This is a genomic window from Aquabacter albus (assembly GCF_040049275.1).
GTDB lineage: Bacteria > Pseudomonadota > Alphaproteobacteria > Rhizobiales > Xanthobacteraceae > Aquabacter.
The window spans coordinates 65,869-81,789 of sequence record NZ_JBDZDT010000012.1; the positions used below are offsets into that span (position 1 = coordinate 65,869).

Sequence of the window (15,921 nt, forward strand, 5' to 3'; positions counted from 1 at the left end):
CGAAGGCCCGTTTTCCGGCCAGGAGTCAAGGTCGGAAAATTCGCGATCGCGGAAGTTGATCTCGCCCTTCTTCCAGTAGCCGGACGCGGTGATGCGCCGACGGCCGAGGCCGCGCCAGGAGGATCTGGCCACGGCCCTGCGGGACGCCCTGGCGGAGCACCGCGCCGCCGGCCCCGCCGCACCGCCCCCCGCCTAATAGGTGATCCGCCCCAGCAGGCCGTAGCCGGGAAGGACATCGCCCACCCCCACATTCTCCACCGGTAAGGCATACTCGTCCCGTCCCGCCAACCTCGGGTGCGGATCGGGCAGCCGGAGCAGGAGCTCGTAGCTGCCTCGGCCCGGAAACCGCGCCCTGCCGGTCAGCAGCAGCGGCGCGGCGCCGTTCGGCTCAAGCCGGGTGAGGTCTCCCTTCATCGTGCCGATCTGGAACGGGGCGCCGCCGGTCGTCTTGCGTGCATAGAGCAGGATCGGCCGGTTGCGAGCGAACCGGCTCATGCCGAAGTTCCGCAGGCTCATGTGGACGGTCAGTCCAAGGCCAGGCGCCATGCCGGCCGGGGAAAAGGCCGCCCTGTCCAGGGCGAGATGCGGGCCGATGGCGCGTATGATTTGCGCATAGCAAGGCGGCTTGCTGTCATACCACCCCTCAAGGACGCTGGAGAAGCTCTGGATGTTCTGGCTCGAGAGCGAATAGCGCCGGGCGTAGCTGACGAATGGCTGGCAGTCCTGACGCGTGGAATAGAGCTGCGCGAATTCTCCGGTGGTGGTCAGCGCCGCGCCGGCGGCCTGGGCCGCAGCCCGGAGCTCGCCGGAGGAATAACCCTCCTTCGCCGTGAAGGTGCCGAGGTCGTCGGGGCTGGAGGCAAAGGCATCGTTATGGATGCCGAGGCCGAGCGCCCTGTAGTTGGGCGGCGCGCTGCCCTTGTGCTTGGCGTAGTCGAGCAGGACATAGGGATAGCGCACTTCCAGATTGAGCCGCGACTGGAACGTGCTCCGGAACTGGTCGAGGAAGATATTGTGGGCATCCGGCGTCGCGTTCTCGCTACAGGATGAATTGTGCCATTCGCCCCAGAAGCCGATGAAGCCGGCCTCCAGCGCATAGATCACATCGGCATTCTCCAGCACCACGGTGGAGACCGCCTGCATGTCGGTGAGGATGTCGGAGATGAAGCGGTCGGGCGGCACGCTCGTGGCGCCGCTGCAGGTACTGTCGCCGGCATCGAACACGCTGGCCGGGCCGTAATTATAGATGAAGCGCAGGATGACCTTCAGGCCCGACGCCCGCACCAGGGCCAGCTTGTCCTTCAACTGCTCCGGGATGCTCCAGGTGGTGCCGTTGGAGGTGGTGCCGCTGGCGCCCAGCGTCCCGTTGTTCGGGCAGTTGTTGGCGGGCGAGGGGCTGCTGCTCAGGCAGATATAGGCGTGCACGATGCCGAGCGGCGGCAGCGGGGGCGCGCCGGCGCCGGGGAAGACCGGCAAGTTGGTGGTGCCGTCGTGCATCGCCTGGAGGCGCTCCTGGGTGATGCTGAGCAGGTCCACATGAATCCATGGGCCGCCCTCGGGGGTGGGATAATAGGTGGCGGCATCGAACCGGTAGCGGCATTGCCGCGCGCCGGTGGGGCCGGCGCCGGGGCCGGGGCAGGTGATGGCCTGCGCCTCGGCCGGGCCCGCGAGCAGCGGGGCGGTTGCGAAGCAGGCGAGGCCGGAGAGGATGAGACCGGACAGAGCGAAGAGAAGGCGCTGGCACACCATGGTGATTCCCATCGTCATCGATGGTCGCCATCCTACGGCCTGGCGCACCGGCGTCGGGGGGAAAATCGCGCGTCCGGGCGCCGTCTTTTCCCCCATCGCGCTCGGCGCCACCGTCATTTTCTGGCTGTGATCAACGATGTCCTGACCCTAGCTCATCGCGGATCAAAGAACATAGTTCAGCCAACTTTTCATCCGTAACAGGATCCGGCGGATCACCACCGACCACCAATGATCGCTGTAGACCGGCGACCTGTGCCACAGCTCCCGGCGGCAGACCCAGTTTCTGAATGTCGTCGTTTAGATCGATGCGCACGAGTACGTCGCCCGCCGATTTGGCTCTATCCTTTAGATTGATGAGCGTACCTGCCGATTGCACCTGCCCTCGGCGACAGCGTCTGCGAACACGGCGACCTTGCCAGAGTACACTCTGCCTGGGATGGCTTCGAAGGCCGCTTCGGTAAGGCTTTGCTCCGACCTGTGCCGAATCCCCGATCGAGAGCCGGTTCCGGTGTCCGCTTCGGTGGTATGAGCCGGCTATTCGCCGCGTCATGCTGTGATGACGGCGAACAGCTGCTCGATCGTCACGCCGCGGAGGCGAGCTCGACTGCGAAGTCACGATAGGAGTGCACCGGGCGGTCCAGGATCTTTGTATAACACTCGACGTCGCATGCGTCCGAGATAATACCGTCGCTGACATCTCCGCCATAGGCAACGGGGCGACCCAGAACCTCCGACCAGATCGCCGCCAATTCCGGACCCATAAACGTGTCAGGGCCGACCAGATTAATGGTCTCGATCGGCAGCTTTACCGGAGCCTGACTCACTGTCAGGGCTTCACGAACCGATAGGCGAAGCGATCAGTCTGGCCCTTGATCGACGTATCGAACACCTTGATCGAGTGCTGATCGTCCTCGTTCGCGAGCATGGTGCTTTCCGCGTCCAGTACGAAGCCTGCCGCCTCCACCTCCTCGCGGACGGAGGCAGGGTCGATCCGATGCAGCGACTGGGTGTCGCTCGTGCCTGTCCCGGCGGCGGCGGCGTGATCGATGATGACGTAGCGCCCACCGGGCTTCAGCCGCTCGTAGACGGCTTGATTGAAGTCGGCCGCCGTCGCGCCCCTGGCCTGGATCAGCGTGGTGTGGAGATCGTGGTAGAACAGGTGCAGCCACAGGACATCCGCTGGCTGCGTGACCTCCGGCATCGCCACGAGGTCCGCCGAGACGGCTTCGACGTTCTCTCGGCCCGGCTCCTTCGCGAGTGTCCGCATGAGGCCGACCGGATCGTTCTTGAAGTGGGCGACTTCCGCCGGCACAAAGCTGTAGACTCGTCCTTTGGGTCCCACGGTGTCAGAGAAGAGACGCGTCCAGTCGCCGTCACCTGGGTAAACGTCGATGACAGTGCTGCCCGCATCTATGTGTGCGAACCGGATCAACTCAGATAGCTTGGATTGCTCGTACATCGGAATCTCCCTTACGGTTAGGCATTCGACCAGCGGGCGGTGTGCGAGGCGGCAATTCACGACTGATCAACCGTCTGCCCCGAGCCGATGGCTGCAGAAGCGGCGCTATGCAGGCCCGGACAAATCCATCTGCGAGGCCTGGGCCAGTGCTTGCGTGTCGACGTATTCTCGGATGTTGGTCAGTCTGCCGCCCCGCACTGTGATGGCGAAGATCCAGTCGTCCTCGAACGTCTTGTTCGTCGCTTTGATCTTTCCCCTCGCAAAGCCGACGACCAGGACCCGGTCTCCTTGCGCGACAAACTCCCGGGGGTCCGTGGACGTTTCTATCGACTTGGAGGCCGTCTCAAGTAAATCCGCCAGCCCCGCGCGTCCGCGGTACGTCCCGGCCAGCGGCCAGTCCTTGCCCGGAATGATCCACTCGATGTCTTCGGCGACCAGCGCCAGCAGAGCCTCCCTGTCGCCGCGGCCGATCGCGGCGAAAAAGTCCTTCACGGTCTGGATGTTGGTCTCAATGCTCATGGGAATGTCTCCATCTCGCACGGATCGGATCACGTTCGATCCGATCCGTGCATCGTGGCCCTGCCGGTGGGCAGGTCGTGTTCATCAGTCGAACTTGACCAAGTCCTTGAAGATCAGATGGCCCCAGTTCAGACCTGCGCCATGCCGCCATCGACGGCCAGATCTATGCCGGTGATGTAGGAGCTTTCATCGGAGGCCAGGAACGTGACGGCCGCCGCAATTTCCTCTGGCTGTCCCCTGCGACCCATTGGGATCTGGGATGCAAACTGGGCAACCGCTTGCTCGGCTTGCTCAGGGGACAGGCCTGTCGTTGTCGCTAAAGCGGGTGTCTCGATGGGCCCCGGGCTCATGGCATTCACCCGGATTTTGCGGTCTTTCAGCTCCAGGGTCCAAGCGCGCGCAAAGTTGCGCACAGCAGCCTTGCTCGCGGCGTAGGCGCTAAACCCTGGAAGCCCCAACACGTTCGACACGGAAGAGTTCAGGATAATCGAACCGCCGTCTTTGAAGAGAGGAAGGGCCTTCTGCACCGTAAAGAACAGACCCTTCACGTTCACATCGAAGGTCTGGTCAAAATGGGCCTCGGTCGCTGCCGCGAGCGGAGCGATCGTCCCCGCGCCCGCGTTCGCGAAGAGAATGTCGATGTGACCATGTTTCTCTTTTACGAGGGCATAGAGGTGGTCCAGATCTTCCAAGCGCGACACGTCGCCGACGACCGTCGTAACGTTTCTCGTGATGAAGGCAGCGGCCTCCTTCAGCTCTTTCTCTCTTCGCCCGGTGATCACGACGTGCGCGCCTTCTTCCACGAAGCGCTTGGCCGTGGCCAACCCAATCCCGCTGCTGCCGCCCGTGATGACGGCGACCTTGCCTTCTAGCTTCTTCATAGTCTTAATCCTTGGTTTTGTGTGGGTCAGGCGGGAGACGGCGCTGGGGTCAGAGTTGCGCCAGGCCGCCGTCGACGGCGACTTCGCTGGCGGTCATGAAGCTGCTGTCCGACGACGCGAGAAAAGCGGCGACGGCCCCGATCTCCGACGGATCGGCCATGCGCTGGAGCGGCGTCATCGCGCCGTAGGCCTTCTGGCCCTCCTCGCCGAGCGCCTCCTTCGCGAGTTCGGTCGCCGTCGCCCCAGGCGACAGCACATTCACCCGGATGCCGGTGCCCTTCAGATCCTCCGCCCAGGTCCGCGCGAGGTTGCGCACGGCTGCCTTGCTGGCGCTGTACGCAGTGAAACCCGGGGCGCCCGTGGTGCCCGCGCTCGATCCTGTCAGGATGATCGAACCGCCCGCGCCCATCAGCGGCAACGCCTTCTGGACCGAGAAGATCGTACCCTTCACATTGGTGTCGAAGGTCTCATCAATGTGCGCGGCGGTGATCTGGCCGAGGGGAAGCGGGCTTCCCGCCCCGGCATTGGCGAAGACGATGTCGAGGGTTCCGCGCTCGGCCTTCACCGCCACGTAGAGTCGGTCGAGATCGCTCTCATCCGAGACCGAGCCCTTCACCGCCCTGGCATTCGGCCCAAGCTCGGCCACAGCCGCGTCGAGCGCGTTCTGCCGGCGACCGAAGATGAAGACAAAGGCGCCCTCCTCGATGAATCGCTTTGCTGCGGCAAGGCCGATGCCGGTGGCGCCGCCCGTGATGACGGCGGTCTTTCCATTCAATCTGGTCATGTCGCGCAGTCCCTGCTTCACCCTCTCGGGTCGTTGGCTGTACGGGGAGGTCCCCCGAGAGCCTCAAAATGGGTTCGCTGGAGGCAGGCGGTGAGTGCGGAATCGCGCACATCGGTGGTGCGAAAACGATCCAGTTGAGCGATTGATCGCCGCGGCTTTGGCGCGCACTGCGGTGCAGCGTGTTACATTGGGCTTCGCAAGGCGCGGCTCGCGGCGCGGGAATGCACCATGATCGACTGGGATGATGTTCGCTATTTTCTGGCCGCCGCGCGGGGAGGTTCAGTGCGGGCTGCCGCCGGGCGCCTCGGGGTGAATCACGCGACCGTGCTGCGACGTATCGCCCAACTCGAGGACCGGCTCGGGACGCAGATGTTCGAAAAGCTGCCTTCGGGCTACCGGCTGACGGCTGCGGGCGAGGAGGTCCTCGAGCTCGCCATCCAGATGGAAGCGTCGTCGCACCAGCTGGAGACGCGCGTGTTCGGGCGCGACCAAAGCGTGCGCGGGCTTCTGCGGGTGACGTTGACACCCATCCTCGCGACACACCTGCTCATCCCGGACTTCGCCGAGTTCGCGCGTCTGCATCCGGACATCGAGATGGAAATCCTATCGTCTGGCGAGCTGGCAAATCTGACCAACCGCGAGGCCGACGTGGCGATCCGCGTCGTCTACGACCGCAAGACCCTGCCACTCAATCTTCACGGCCTGAAGGGACCGGAGCTGTTCGGCGGCGTCTACATATCCCGCGATCGACTCGCCGCATGGCGTGCGGGCGCGCCTGATCCCATCCGGTGGATCGTCATAAGCATGCATGGCATTCCGGAGTGGGCCAGCGAGGGTGAGGTACGTACCACGGGGGTCCCATTCAGGGTCACGGATGCCGCGGCGGAGATCGTTGCTGTACGGCAAGGGCTCGGGATCACGACGCTGCCGTGCTTTGTCGGAGACGCGGACCCCATGCTGGAGAGAGTGCCGGGTACTGACCTCCACATGTACGGAACACTCTGGCTTCTCACACAGGGGGAGACACGCAAGACGAAGCGCGTGCGACTCTTCACCGAGTTCGTATCTCGCAGGCTCGCTGCGCACGCTCCGCTTCTTGCGGGGCTGTCCATATCGCGCGACTAAGCCGCGGCGGACGCTGGCGATACGATCCGCGCCAAGGTGATTGCGCCGATCATGGTGGCGTAGTCGACCAAGGCTTCTTCGATGCGAAGGACGACATGACGGCCGCTGTCTGAAGCGGGCCTAGTCGCTCAAAAGCATCCGGGCCATTGCGTCTGCAACTGCATGGTCTCGGTAGGGTTTCGAGAAGAACTGGCTGCCCTGAGGAAGATATATCTCTTCGAGGACTGATTCTCCGGAAGCAACAATCAACTTTACCGGCGGCCACCGATCGCGAATGTGATGGGATAGCTTGATGCCGTCCATTGTCCCCGGCATCTGCACGTCAGTGAACACCAGGTCGATATCGGCCCTCGATTCCAGCATCCGAATTGCTTCATCGGCACTATCGGCCTCAAGCGCCACGTAACCCGCAGATCGCACAAGGTCGACAGCACCCATTCGGATGATCGGGCTGTCTTCGACTACGAGGACGACTGCCTTGCCGTTAAACATTCATTGCTCGGGTTAAGTGAGCCGAGGAGGGCGATAAGCGCTGGGTGGGAAATAGGTTCCTATGCGGCCCTGGGAGCCTCGGGTTGGCGATCGGAGCCTCCGCTATGTCTGATTGTCACCGCGGTGCCGGGATTTGCATCGCTCAACTGGATTTCACTCAGTAGATTCTTGGCGAGCGCCTCGACAATGCCGGTGCCGAGGCCTGCCTTGGGTGCATGGCGCCCTGTACGCATACCGATGCCGTTGTCGATCACCGAGAGAGTCCAATCGCTGCCCGTCGAGCGATAGTCGATCGCGATCCTGCCGGTTGGCTGATCCGGGAAGGCATGCTTGAGGGCATTGATGACCAGTTCCGTCACGATAAGCCCCAGGCTGATGGAAACGTCCGCTTCCGTGGCGCTGTCATCAACCGTCACCGCAATCGAGAGCCGGTCCGGGTCTGCGATCATCGAAGCGCCCAAGCTATCGCAAAGCTGCGTCAGATAGCTGCGCAGTTCAACATTTCCGCCCGTGGACGTCGAGAGCTGCCTCTGCACGGCCGCGATCGACATGACCCGGAGATGGGCATTGTGGAGGTGTCCGCGCGCTTCCTCCGACTGTACCCGGCGCGCGCTCTGCATGAGAACGCTGGCTATGATCTGAAGGCTGTTTGCGACCCGGTGCTGGACCTCCTGGATGAGGATGGCCTTCTCTCTGACGAGATCGTCTTTCAGGCGCGCCTCGGCGCGCACAGCAGTCACGTCGGTTACTGCCACGAGAAGCCGGATACGACCCTTGTCGCCATCATCAAGGGTCCGCGCGTTGACCACCAGTTGCCGTGTCTTCTGGTTTGGCCGCTCGAGGTCAATTTCGTAGGCTTCGATATCCGCGCTTCCTGAAGCGGTCGCCTTCAGCAGCGAGGCAAGCTTGGGCATAGCCCACTCGCCGTTCCCAACGTCGCTGAGGCGTTTACCAATGATTGTCGCGGGATCGATCTCAAAGGCTCGGCAGAACGATGTGCTCGCCGCAATGACAGTCTGGTCCTCGGACAGGAAAAGCAGCGGCTCGTTTGATGAGACCACCACGGCAAGCGTGCTTGCGGCTTCGAAATGCTCGATCGGTTCTTTCGACACGACGTGGCCCTCATGGGCCGAAAACTCGCGGGGCGAGCCATCACTCGGCAGTGAACGGCCGTCAACACAGGCAACGAGGCTGACGCTCTAAGGGACCCTATCATGTCCGCTCTGTATCGGCGCCACACTTAATCGGGATAGCACGGTGGCCACGTGGAATCGGTGGCAACTAAGTGTGTCGCGTGGTCATGCGAACGGGTCTTGGACGCCTGCCGGGCGGCGATTGCTGAGACGGATTGCTTTCGAAGCGAGGCCAAGTTTCGCTCCAGGCGCATTCCGCAAGTTCGATTCCCTCCACCTTCAATACAAAATGCGTCCCAGTCGAGACCTCGCCAATTTCCGCTCCCGGCGCTAGAGCGCATCGGGCGCCCCGTGCGTCTGCACAGACAACTGAGACACGAGCAGCCTGAGCGCGGAGGGAGAGCCTGGATCTGCAACAGAAGCGTCCAGGGTGTCCCGTAGTGCATTTGGGCTCATGGCGTCCGGCGCGCCAATCATCACAACGCGTGTGGCAGGGCCTTGCCCGTTCCATGGGCCACCGGCGTTGAGGCTGGAGCGCCGGCCAACCATCTGCAGCAGGATCTTTCGATCTGGCATCTCGTCGAGGTGAATAAAGCCCTTCGCGCGATAGAGGCCGGCGGGAAGTGCATCGAAGGCCTCGCGCAGCTTGTTCAGGGCTAGCGGCTGCGATTGCTCCCACACCCAGGTGGCGAGGTAGGTGTGCGCATTCCCGCCGCCATCCGCAAGGAAACGCGCTCTGCCGCCCAAGGCAGGAAGACGTGTTAGGTCCAGTACAAGATTGAGCGGGACAATGCCGTGGGAGGTCTCCAGGATACGCGCCCGTGTCGCCGTCTCGGAGATCACGGCCTTCATTTCGGCTAAGCCGCCGACACTGACCAGGTCCGCCTTGTTGAGCACCACGATGTCGGCGACCGACAATTGCGTCCTGGCGAGCTGCGCGATGTCGCCCTCGTGGCGCCCGAAATGAACAGCGTCCACCACGCCCAAGATGGCGCTAACCTGCATCATGCCGGCAAGCTCCGGGCGCATGAAGGCGTTCGCCACCTGCAAGGGATCTGACGCTCCGCTTGTCTCCACGATGACCAAGTCGAGCGCGCCGAAGGTGCGGATGAGGCCGAGACAGGTCGAAACGAGGTCGTCGCGGATAGCGCAGCAGATGCAGCCATTGGCGAGACCATAGACATTTCCATCGACGCCCACCACGAGTTCCGCATCGATGTTGATGGCGCCGAAATCATTCACCACCACCGCGGCCCGCAGGTCGTGGCATTGGCTGACGAGGTGGTTGACGAGGCTGGTCTTGCCAGCGCCGAGGAAGCCGGCGACGACCACGACCGGAACGGGCGTCGCCACACCTGTCATGCCGAGGCAAAAGGTCGGCGAATCGGCCGGCCGGGATAGACGCCCTCGATGATCTGACCGTCACGCAGCACGGACTGGCCGTTCACGATCACATGGGAGATGCCGCTGGATGGCAGGGCACCATTCTCGCGGGTTGAATTGTCAGTGATGGTCTCGGGATCGAAGACGGTGATGTCCGCATCGGCGCCGACCTGCAGCCGGCCCTTGGTGGCCATTTGTGGCACACCGCATTCCTCGAGAAACTTGGCGAGGAGGTAGCTCGACTTCGCCACCGCCGTCATCAGTGACATCAGCTTCTTCTCACGCACATAGCGGAAGACGCGGGCATAGGTGCCCGCGCTGCGCGGGTGGCCTTTCGCGGCCTCAAAGGGATAGTCGTAGGGAACGGTGGTCGCGCCCTCTTCATTATCATGGCTCGATGCCGCGTCGATGTAGGGAACACTATCGCTGCCGAGGCAGACGCTCGGCCAGGCCAGCCCCTTGAGCATGTCTTCTTCGGTGCAGTGCTCGAACAGTATGGTTGCGCCAGGGCTGTTCTTCAGCTCCGCCTCGTAAGTCTCCTTGGTCAGCGGCTGCATGGTACGCACGAGGGTGATGTCGCCATAGTCGTGGCCCATGTTCTTCTTGTAATTCTCGGGGTGCAGGTAATCGGCCATCATGATCGACGAGCCGAAAGTGTAGGGGTAGACTTCTAGCAGCACTTTCATGCCGTTCGCCCGCGCCTGGTCGACAATGCGAGCCGTCTCCTCCACCTGGCTCAGCACCTGGCCATGATAGTGATGGATCAGCAGGCCGATGCCGTGCATCTGGGCGTTGGCCATCGCTTCAAGATGGCCAAGGAGGCCTTCCGTCGGCAGCGATAGGCTGGAGAAGCGACCATGCACGGTGGCGAACAGACCATGCTTGCCGGCAAGCCGCCATGCCTGGTTCATCTCATAGGCGGTCATGCCCTCGACTGCGTAGCCGACGGGCGTCCCGATGCCCAGCGCACCGAGATTGAGCCCTTTCTCGATACTGGCCAATATGTGTTCGAGATCTCTCTCCGACGCCTTGCTGGTTGACCAGAACCCCTTGGCCTTCCAGACCTCCAGGAAGAAATTGCCGGTGGCCGGGACGAAGCCGCCAAACACTTCCTCGCGGACGGCCAAATGGCTGACCGAGGCGCCGTAATTGCTCTGGGAGCGCCCCTTCAGGCGGTCATACCAGCGATCCACCGGCCAGGCGCCGATCTCGAGATCGAGCTGCGTGGTCCTGCCATCCATCAGGCCGAGCTTCACTGCAAAGGCATCGTTGGCGCCATGGGAATGTCCGTCGATAAAGCCGGGCGCCACGACATGCCGGCTCGCGTCGAGGACGGCGCCACCGGAAAGCGGCGTCAGCGAGATGGCGGCGATCTTGTCTGCCCGCACCCCCACATGCCGGATGCCGTCGAGCCCGGTTTCCGGGTCCATCGCGCGCCCGTTGGCGATGACCAGGTCAAATGTCTCTTCTTTCGCCATGGTTGCTCCCGCCTGATGCCGCATCAGATTGCGGCCGTGTCGTTGCGACCGGCTCTCCCTGCATTCCAAAGCGGATATGGAATATCATTGGCAGTACCGCCGGCGACGGACGCTAGGCACAAATATTCGGTCCGATGTGCATTCAACACGCAACTCCGAAAGAGTGTCTCAGGTGAAGCCGTAGAGCCGGGCGGGATTTGTCACGAGGATGCGCTCGCGGTGCGCTTCGCCCACCCACCGGTCAAACAGGCCCAAGAGGCCGCGGGTATCCATGTCGCGATAGGGGAGTTCGCGTTCGTCCCCGCCTGAGATGCCCGTGTGCTCCGGCGTGTGCGGCCAGTCGGACGCCCACACCAGATGGTTGGGATTGGCCGCCGCATAGCGGGCGGCGAGGCGGTCCAAAGCGGGGTCGAATGGGTTGTCTGCGAGACGGTAGGAGCCGGAGAGCTTCACCCAGGCCCGGCCTTCCTCGAGAAGCCGACACACCGTGTCGGCCGCAGGCCCGTCCGCCTCCCGTGGCGGTACCATGGCGAAATGATCGAACACGACCGGCACCGGCAACTCGCGCACCAGGGGAGCGATGGTTTCAAGTGCAGAGGCCGAGACAAAAGCCTGTACATGCCAATTGTTGCGCGCGCAGAGGTCCGCCGCCGCCCGGAGCTCGTCTCGGATTTCTGCCGTGGATTTGGTGCCGTGAGAGACAATATTGACTCTCAATCCTCTCACCCCGCGCTGGTCAAGATCGTCCAGCATCGAGAGTGGTGTGCGGGGACCCAGCACTGCCACAGCCCGCGCCTTGGGGCCGAGGCGATCGAGCGCATCAAGGGTGCAGGCATTGTCGCTGCCATAAATGCTCGGCTGGACGATCACCGCCCGCTCTAGACCGAGCCGGGCCATCATCGCCTCCAAATCGGGAAGCGGCGCGTCCACGGGCGTGTAGCTGCGCGGGGTCGCGAGCGGAAAACGAACCTTCGGGCCAATGATGTGCACATGGCAATCACAGGCGTTAGCGGTTGGGAGAATTTCTGCCATGGACAAGACTTCTCGATCGACGGAATGAACTCAGCACCTCGGGGAAGGCCGGCGACGGATGCCCCGCTTCAATAGCGAGTTCGACGATGCAGACGCGCCACCGATTCAACACACGTAAAAACCCACCGCGTGCCAGCATTCATAGGCAGGCTTTTTAGTTTGTTGCGCAGTCCGTGATCTATTCGAGATCGCGCGGAGGATGCCCGTTCGTGCTGGAAGTACCGGTGCTCATTCAAGGTCACTCCACCACAGCCTCCATAACGTCCTCAGCGGCCACATCGTCATTTCGGCTCTCATCGGGAATGAGCCAAGTGACGACGACCGCGAGCGTCGCGATAAGAATGACGCCCCAGAAGCTCCAGCACACTGCGTGGTAGAAGATCATGCGGATGTCCGTATTGTGAGCAAGCTCGGCAAACCCGGTAGGTTCATTGAGAAGTGCGAGAAGCTGGGTCGCGCGTTCGCCGCCGGCATAGTGCTGGATACCGATGCTCAGAATAGCGCCAAGCGCTGCCGCTCCGAGCGTATTGCCAAGGCTGCGTGAAAAGATGATCGATGATGTTGCGGCCCCGCGCATAGACCATCCGACACTTTCCTGTACCAGCATGATGCCGGTGATGCTGATGATGCCCATTCCAAAGCCCATTAGAAACGATCCCACGCCGGCAAGCACGAGGCCGCTCTGTGGCGTCAGGAACAACAGGAAGATAGTGCCCAGCAGAAACATGAAACTCCCGGCCCGCACCGTGCGCTGGATGCCGAACGTCCTGTAGAGACGGCCCGACAGCATCACGGCCATCGGCCAACCGAAGACGAGCGTCGTCAAGGTCACGCCAGAGGCGATCGGCGAGCGCCCGAGCACGGCCTGGAAATAGATTGGCAGGATGGTTGTGAGCCCGATCCACACCATGCCGACGAGGAACGTGGCGATATTGCTGCTCGCGATCAGGCGCCGCGTCCACAGGTCGATGGAAATGATCGGTTCCGTAGCCCGCTTTTCCTGACGAATGAAAAGCCAACCTGCAACAACGCACAGGAAGGTGAGCGCCGCCAGTTCCCACCCCAGTGCATTAGTTTGTGTGAGGATGAGCAGGAACGCAACGATCGCGATCGAAAACAGGATCGCGCCGACGTAGTCGATCCGAACCTGTCGGGACGCCACGTTCTCCCGCAGAAAGAAAGATAATCCGGTGATTACGAGCACTCCGGGCGGGAGGTTGATCCAGAAGACCCATGCCCACGAGAAGCTGTCGATGATGACGCCACCCGCTACTGGCCCGGCGGCCGCCGACACCGCCCAGACAATAGCAAGCATACCCTGTGCACGGCTCCGTTCCTCGAGAGTGTAGAGGTCCCCGACAACCGTCATGGACACGGGGTAGATTGCGCCCGCGCCGAGCCCCTGCAGCGCACGGAACAGGATCAGCGAAGGCATCGACCACGCAAAGCCGCACATCAGGGTGCCGGCGAGGAAAAGCAGGACGCCGCCGATCAGAACCGGCTTGCGACCGAACATGTCCGACAGCTTGCCATAGATTGGTGTCGTGGCCGCCTGTGCAAGCAGGAATGCGGAGAAAACCCAGCTATAGGAGGCAAATCCGCCGAGTTGCCCGACGATGCGGAGCATGGCGGTTGCGACAATGGTCGTCTCGATCGCAACCATGAAGGTCGCGAGCATGATGGTGCCAAAGACCAAGTGACGGTGTGAACGCGCGACTGCAATGGACATCCTGTATCCCCAGCCATTTTCAAATAGTTTGCCAGGAGCCGCGGCTAAAGCGTTCGGGTTCTCCTTGACGTGAAATACGCTCCGCCTGCAGCAGCGATCGTCCGATCAGTCCGCATTGCGCGACCTCCGTGCCGTTATTGCGCGTCGCGGATGGCCTCAGTGACCCGCGCGGCCTGGATATGGGCTGCCACGTCATGGACCCTGATGATCTCGACACCGGCCAGGATGCCGATGGCATTGGAGGCGATGGTGCCCGGCAGGCGCTCGTCGGTGGTGGTCTCGATGATCCTGCCGATGAAGGATTTGCGCGAAGTGCCAAGCAGCAGCGGCTGGTCAAGCGCGCGCAGGGCGGAAAGGTTCTTCTGGGTGGACAGATTCTGCTCGAAGGTCTTGCCGAAGCCGATGCCGGGATCAAGCACGATGCGCTCCCGCTTCACGCCGGCCTTCTCTGCCTTTTCCAGCGCCCGCTTGAAAAAGGCGAGCATGTCCTGAACGATGTCGAGTGTGCCGTCGATGGTTTCGCGATTGTGCATGAGCACCGCCGCCGCACCCGTGTCCGCGATGACGCGGGCCATGTCCGTATCGCGGGTGAGGCCCCAGACATCGTTTATGATCACCGCTCCCGCCATGACGGCTTTTGCCGCCACCTCGGCCTTCCAGGTATCGATGGAGACGGGGGGCATGTCGTCCCGCGCCAGCGCCTTGATGACAGGCGCGACGCGCGCCCATTCCTGGTCGGCCGGCACCGGCGTATGGCCGGGGCGCGTTGATTCCCCGCCCACGTCCAGGATGTCCGCGCCCTCAGCCGCCATGTGACGGCCGTTGGCGACGGCATCCTCCGGCGTGGCGCTCAGCCCTCCATCGGAGAAGGAATCGGGTGTCACGTTGAGGATGCCCATGACGAGGGTGCGCGGCCCCAGCGTCAGGCGCCGGTCGCATGCCTCGATTACCCGGGCCGGTGCGGCGCCCATGGTCATTTAAAGCACCTCACGCCACCTGACGCAGGCCGGGAACGGCAACCACAATGCGGTTCACCACGTCGTCTCCCGCCCGCTCCCGGGCATGCATGGCCACTTGCGGCATGGTCATGCTGGCGGCCATCATGCGGTCCGCCCCCTGCGTGACCCGCGCTATCCCGCAGAATGGCGGGTGGAGGCGAGGGTGGTAACCTCGTCGGGAGCGGGTATGCTTGAGCAATATTCAAATCTCTTCGGCTATACCGTTTGCCACGAAGCTCGGCCCCGCATACGAACGTGCTTTCGAGGCTCGGTTGAACAGACAGATTGGGTGCCGTTGAGAAGGCGGAATTCCTATCCAGCCTCGTCATGCTAGCCCCCTGACCCGATCAATATAGCGTGCTTCGGAGTTGGCTATGGCCTGCTTGCCTTCCGAGGTGATCGTAAGGTTCCACCACGCGGAATAGAGGCGATCGAACGCGAATGGTGTCAGCTGATCTCTAGCGATCTGCACATCGGCAGGTGATAATGGAATAAAATTAGAAAAGCTCCTCATGAAACTAACGGACTTACGGTCCCGATTGACGTTCACGATATCCGCCGACAAAAGTGCTCCAAGGCCGTCTGCGCCAGCCGCCCAGTGGGCCACCGTTGCGCCATCGAAGTGGCCTGGAATATTTATCAAAGTGAGCCCCGGCTTCAGCTCGTGGGTATGACCGGCCCATAAGCAAATTGCGGGGTCCGGGCGCATGATCCAGTCTCGATCACCTTCGTGCAACCAGACTGGGGCGTCGAAGGCATGAGCCCACTCCACCATCGAGGAATAATAGTGCGGGTGGCTTATTGCGATGGCGTCGATTCCGCCTAACGACCTGATGAGATCGACCGTTGCTTCGTCGAGTAAGGTGACACAGTCCCACAGCACATTGCCCGTTGGCGTGCGTACGAGAAGGGCCCGTTGGCCGATTCCGAAAGCAGGGAACATGCCGATCCCAAACAGATCCGGTTCATAGCGACGCCACCCATTGAAATGGGTCTGGCGCAGTGCCGGGAGCGTCGTCCACCTCTGACCGGTCGAAGGCGTTGCCTCCCGCTCGTCCTCACAGATCGTGCAATGTGAGGGCGGCATTTCCGATTTGGGATACTGAGTTCCGCACCCGGTACACACAAAAAAAGCCATTCTTGCCTCCAGCGCGCTCAG

Annotated in this window: 16 protein-coding genes; 2 read left to right on the forward strand and 14 right to left on the reverse strand. The window is 62.4% G+C overall.

Features of this window, described 5'->3' with window-relative positions; all coding sequences use genetic code 11:
- Positions 1 to 192 precede the first annotated feature (192 nt).
- Positions 193 to 1,767, reverse strand: coding sequence for a DUF4832 domain-containing protein (locus ABLE91_RS25680; protein WP_348935392.1), 1,575 nt, complete (start codon positions 1,765 to 1,767; stop codon positions 193 to 195).
- Here ABLE91_RS25680 and ABLE91_RS25685 point away from each other — a divergent pair.
- Entirely contained in the window at positions 1,748 to 1,879 is a 132-nt protein-coding gene (locus tag ABLE91_RS25685) for a hypothetical protein (RefSeq protein ID WP_348935393.1), read from the forward strand. The two genes, ABLE91_RS25680 and ABLE91_RS25685, sit on opposite strands and share 20 nt — an antisense overlap.
- Before the next feature lie 451 nt (positions 1,880 to 2,330).
- Here the strand turns inward: ABLE91_RS25685 and ABLE91_RS25690 are convergent, their stop codons facing one another.
- The 5 genes from ABLE91_RS25690 to ABLE91_RS25710 form a co-directional block, all read right to left on the reverse strand.
- Complete coding sequence (locus ABLE91_RS25690) at positions 2,331 to 2,573, reverse strand: hypothetical protein (RefSeq protein ID WP_348935394.1); 243 nt, start codon at positions 2,571 to 2,573, stop codon at positions 2,331 to 2,333.
- Between the two features lie 2 nt (positions 2,574 to 2,575).
- On the reverse strand, positions 2,576 to 3,208 hold the full coding sequence (locus ABLE91_RS25695) for a class I SAM-dependent methyltransferase (protein WP_348935395.1): 633 nt from the start codon (positions 3,206 to 3,208) through the stop codon (positions 2,576 to 2,578).
- Positions 3,209 to 3,313: 105 nt separating this feature from the next.
- Positions 3,314 to 3,727, reverse strand: coding sequence for a nuclear transport factor 2 family protein (locus tag ABLE91_RS25700; protein ID WP_348935396.1), 414 nt, complete (start codon positions 3,725 to 3,727; stop codon positions 3,314 to 3,316).
- Positions 3,728 to 3,855: 128 nt separating this feature from the next.
- Positions 3,856 to 4,608 (reverse strand): SDR family NAD(P)-dependent oxidoreductase, encoded by a 753-nt coding sequence (locus ABLE91_RS25705; protein ID WP_348935397.1) that lies wholly within the window; start codon positions 4,606 to 4,608, stop codon positions 3,856 to 3,858.
- Between the two features lie 49 nt (positions 4,609 to 4,657).
- Entirely contained in the window at positions 4,658 to 5,392 is a 735-nt protein-coding gene (locus tag ABLE91_RS25710; protein ID WP_348935398.1) for an SDR family NAD(P)-dependent oxidoreductase, read from the reverse strand.
- Positions 5,393 to 5,620: 228 nt separating this feature from the next.
- On the opposite strand from ABLE91_RS25710, the gene ABLE91_RS25715 reads away from it, so the two are divergent.
- Positions 5,621 to 6,517: a LysR family transcriptional regulator gene (locus tag ABLE91_RS25715; protein ID WP_348935399.1), complete on the forward strand. Its 897-nt coding sequence runs from the start codon at positions 5,621 to 5,623 to the stop codon at positions 6,515 to 6,517.
- 120 nt (positions 6,518 to 6,637) lie between these two features.
- Here the strand turns inward: ABLE91_RS25715 and ABLE91_RS25720 are convergent, their stop codons facing one another.
- The 8 genes from ABLE91_RS25720 to ABLE91_RS25755 form a co-directional block, all read right to left on the reverse strand.
- The gene (locus ABLE91_RS25720; protein ID WP_348935400.1) at positions 6,638 to 7,009 is read right to left on the reverse strand and encodes a response regulator; all 372 of its coding nucleotides are present in this window, start codon (positions 7,007 to 7,009) and stop codon (positions 6,638 to 6,640) included.
- Positions 7,010 to 7,068: 59 nt separating this feature from the next.
- On the reverse strand, positions 7,069 to 8,121 hold the full coding sequence (locus ABLE91_RS25725) for a sensor histidine kinase (RefSeq protein WP_348935401.1): 1,053 nt from the start codon (positions 8,119 to 8,121) through the stop codon (positions 7,069 to 7,071).
- Positions 8,122 to 8,472: 351 nt separating this feature from the next.
- Positions 8,473 to 9,495, reverse strand: coding sequence for a CobW family GTP-binding protein (locus ABLE91_RS25730; RefSeq protein ID WP_348935402.1), 1,023 nt, complete (start codon positions 9,493 to 9,495; stop codon positions 8,473 to 8,475).
- A gap of 5 nt (positions 9,496 to 9,500) precedes the next feature.
- Positions 9,501 to 11,027 carry an amidohydrolase family protein gene (locus ABLE91_RS25735; protein WP_348935403.1) on the reverse strand — a complete coding sequence of 509 codons (1,527 nt, stop codon included), beginning with the start codon at positions 11,025 to 11,027 and terminating at the stop codon, positions 9,501 to 9,503.
- Positions 11,028 to 11,171: 144 nt separating this feature from the next.
- The gene (locus ABLE91_RS25740; protein WP_348935404.1) at positions 11,172 to 12,035 is read right to left on the reverse strand and encodes an amidohydrolase family protein; all 864 of its coding nucleotides are present in this window, start codon (positions 12,033 to 12,035) and stop codon (positions 11,172 to 11,174) included.
- A gap of 238 nt (positions 12,036 to 12,273) precedes the next feature.
- Complete coding sequence (locus ABLE91_RS25745) at positions 12,274 to 13,764, reverse strand: MDR family MFS transporter (RefSeq protein WP_348935405.1); 1,491 nt, start codon at positions 13,762 to 13,764, stop codon at positions 12,274 to 12,276.
- A gap of 134 nt (positions 13,765 to 13,898) precedes the next feature.
- Positions 13,899 to 14,741 (reverse strand): dihydropteroate synthase, encoded by an 843-nt coding sequence (gene folP, locus ABLE91_RS25750; protein WP_510181999.1) that lies wholly within the window; start codon positions 14,739 to 14,741, stop codon positions 13,899 to 13,901.
- A 346-nt stretch (positions 14,742 to 15,087) separates the two neighbouring features.
- Positions 15,088 to 15,900 carry an MBL fold metallo-hydrolase gene (locus tag ABLE91_RS25755; protein WP_348935406.1) on the reverse strand — a complete coding sequence of 271 codons (813 nt, stop codon included), beginning with the start codon at positions 15,898 to 15,900 and terminating at the stop codon, positions 15,088 to 15,090.
- Positions 15,901 to 15,921 lie beyond the last annotated feature (21 nt).

What these genes read in the sequence shown, in the direction of transcription:
- ABLE91_RS25735 (WP_348935403.1), bottom strand. Translation starts at nt 11,027, where the DNA reads ATGCGGCATCAGGCGGGAGCAACCATGGCGAAAGAAGAGACATTTGAC.
- folP (WP_510181999.1), bottom strand. Translation starts at nt 14,741, where the DNA reads ATGACCATGGGCGCCGCACCGGCCCGGGTAATCGAGGCATGCGACCGG.
- ABLE91_RS25680 (WP_348935392.1), bottom strand. Translation starts at nt 1,767, where the DNA reads ATGACGATGGGAATCACCATGGTGTGCCAGCGCCTTCTCTTCGCTCTG.
- ABLE91_RS25685 (WP_348935393.1), top strand. Translation starts at nt 1,748, where the DNA reads ATGGTGATTCCCATCGTCATCGATGGTCGCCATCCTACGGCCTGGCGC.
- ABLE91_RS25710 (WP_348935398.1), bottom strand. Translation starts at nt 5,392, where the DNA reads ATGACCAGATTGAATGGAAAGACCGCCGTCATCACGGGCGGCGCCACC.
- ABLE91_RS25715 (WP_348935399.1), top strand. Translation starts at nt 5,621, where the DNA reads ATGATCGACTGGGATGATGTTCGCTATTTTCTGGCCGCCGCGCGGGGA.
- ABLE91_RS25695 (WP_348935395.1), bottom strand. Translation starts at nt 3,208, where the DNA reads ATGTACGAGCAATCCAAGCTATCTGAGTTGATCCGGTTCGCACACATA.
- ABLE91_RS25755 (WP_348935406.1), bottom strand. Translation starts at nt 15,900, where the DNA reads ATGGCTTTTTTTGTGTGTACCGGGTGCGGAACTCAGTATCCCAAATCG.
- ABLE91_RS25705 (WP_348935397.1), bottom strand. Translation starts at nt 4,608, where the DNA reads ATGAAGAAGCTAGAAGGCAAGGTCGCCGTCATCACGGGCGGCAGCAGC.
- ABLE91_RS25740 (WP_348935404.1), bottom strand. Translation starts at nt 12,035, where the DNA reads ATGGCAGAAATTCTCCCAACCGCTAACGCCTGTGATTGCCATGTGCAC.
- ABLE91_RS25720 (WP_348935400.1), bottom strand. Translation starts at nt 7,009, where the DNA reads ATGTTTAACGGCAAGGCAGTCGTCCTCGTAGTCGAAGACAGCCCGATC.
- ABLE91_RS25700 (WP_348935396.1), bottom strand. Translation starts at nt 3,727, where the DNA reads ATGAGCATTGAGACCAACATCCAGACCGTGAAGGACTTTTTCGCCGCG.
- ABLE91_RS25745 (WP_348935405.1), bottom strand. Translation starts at nt 13,764, where the DNA reads ATGTCCATTGCAGTCGCGCGTTCACACCGTCACTTGGTCTTTGGCACC.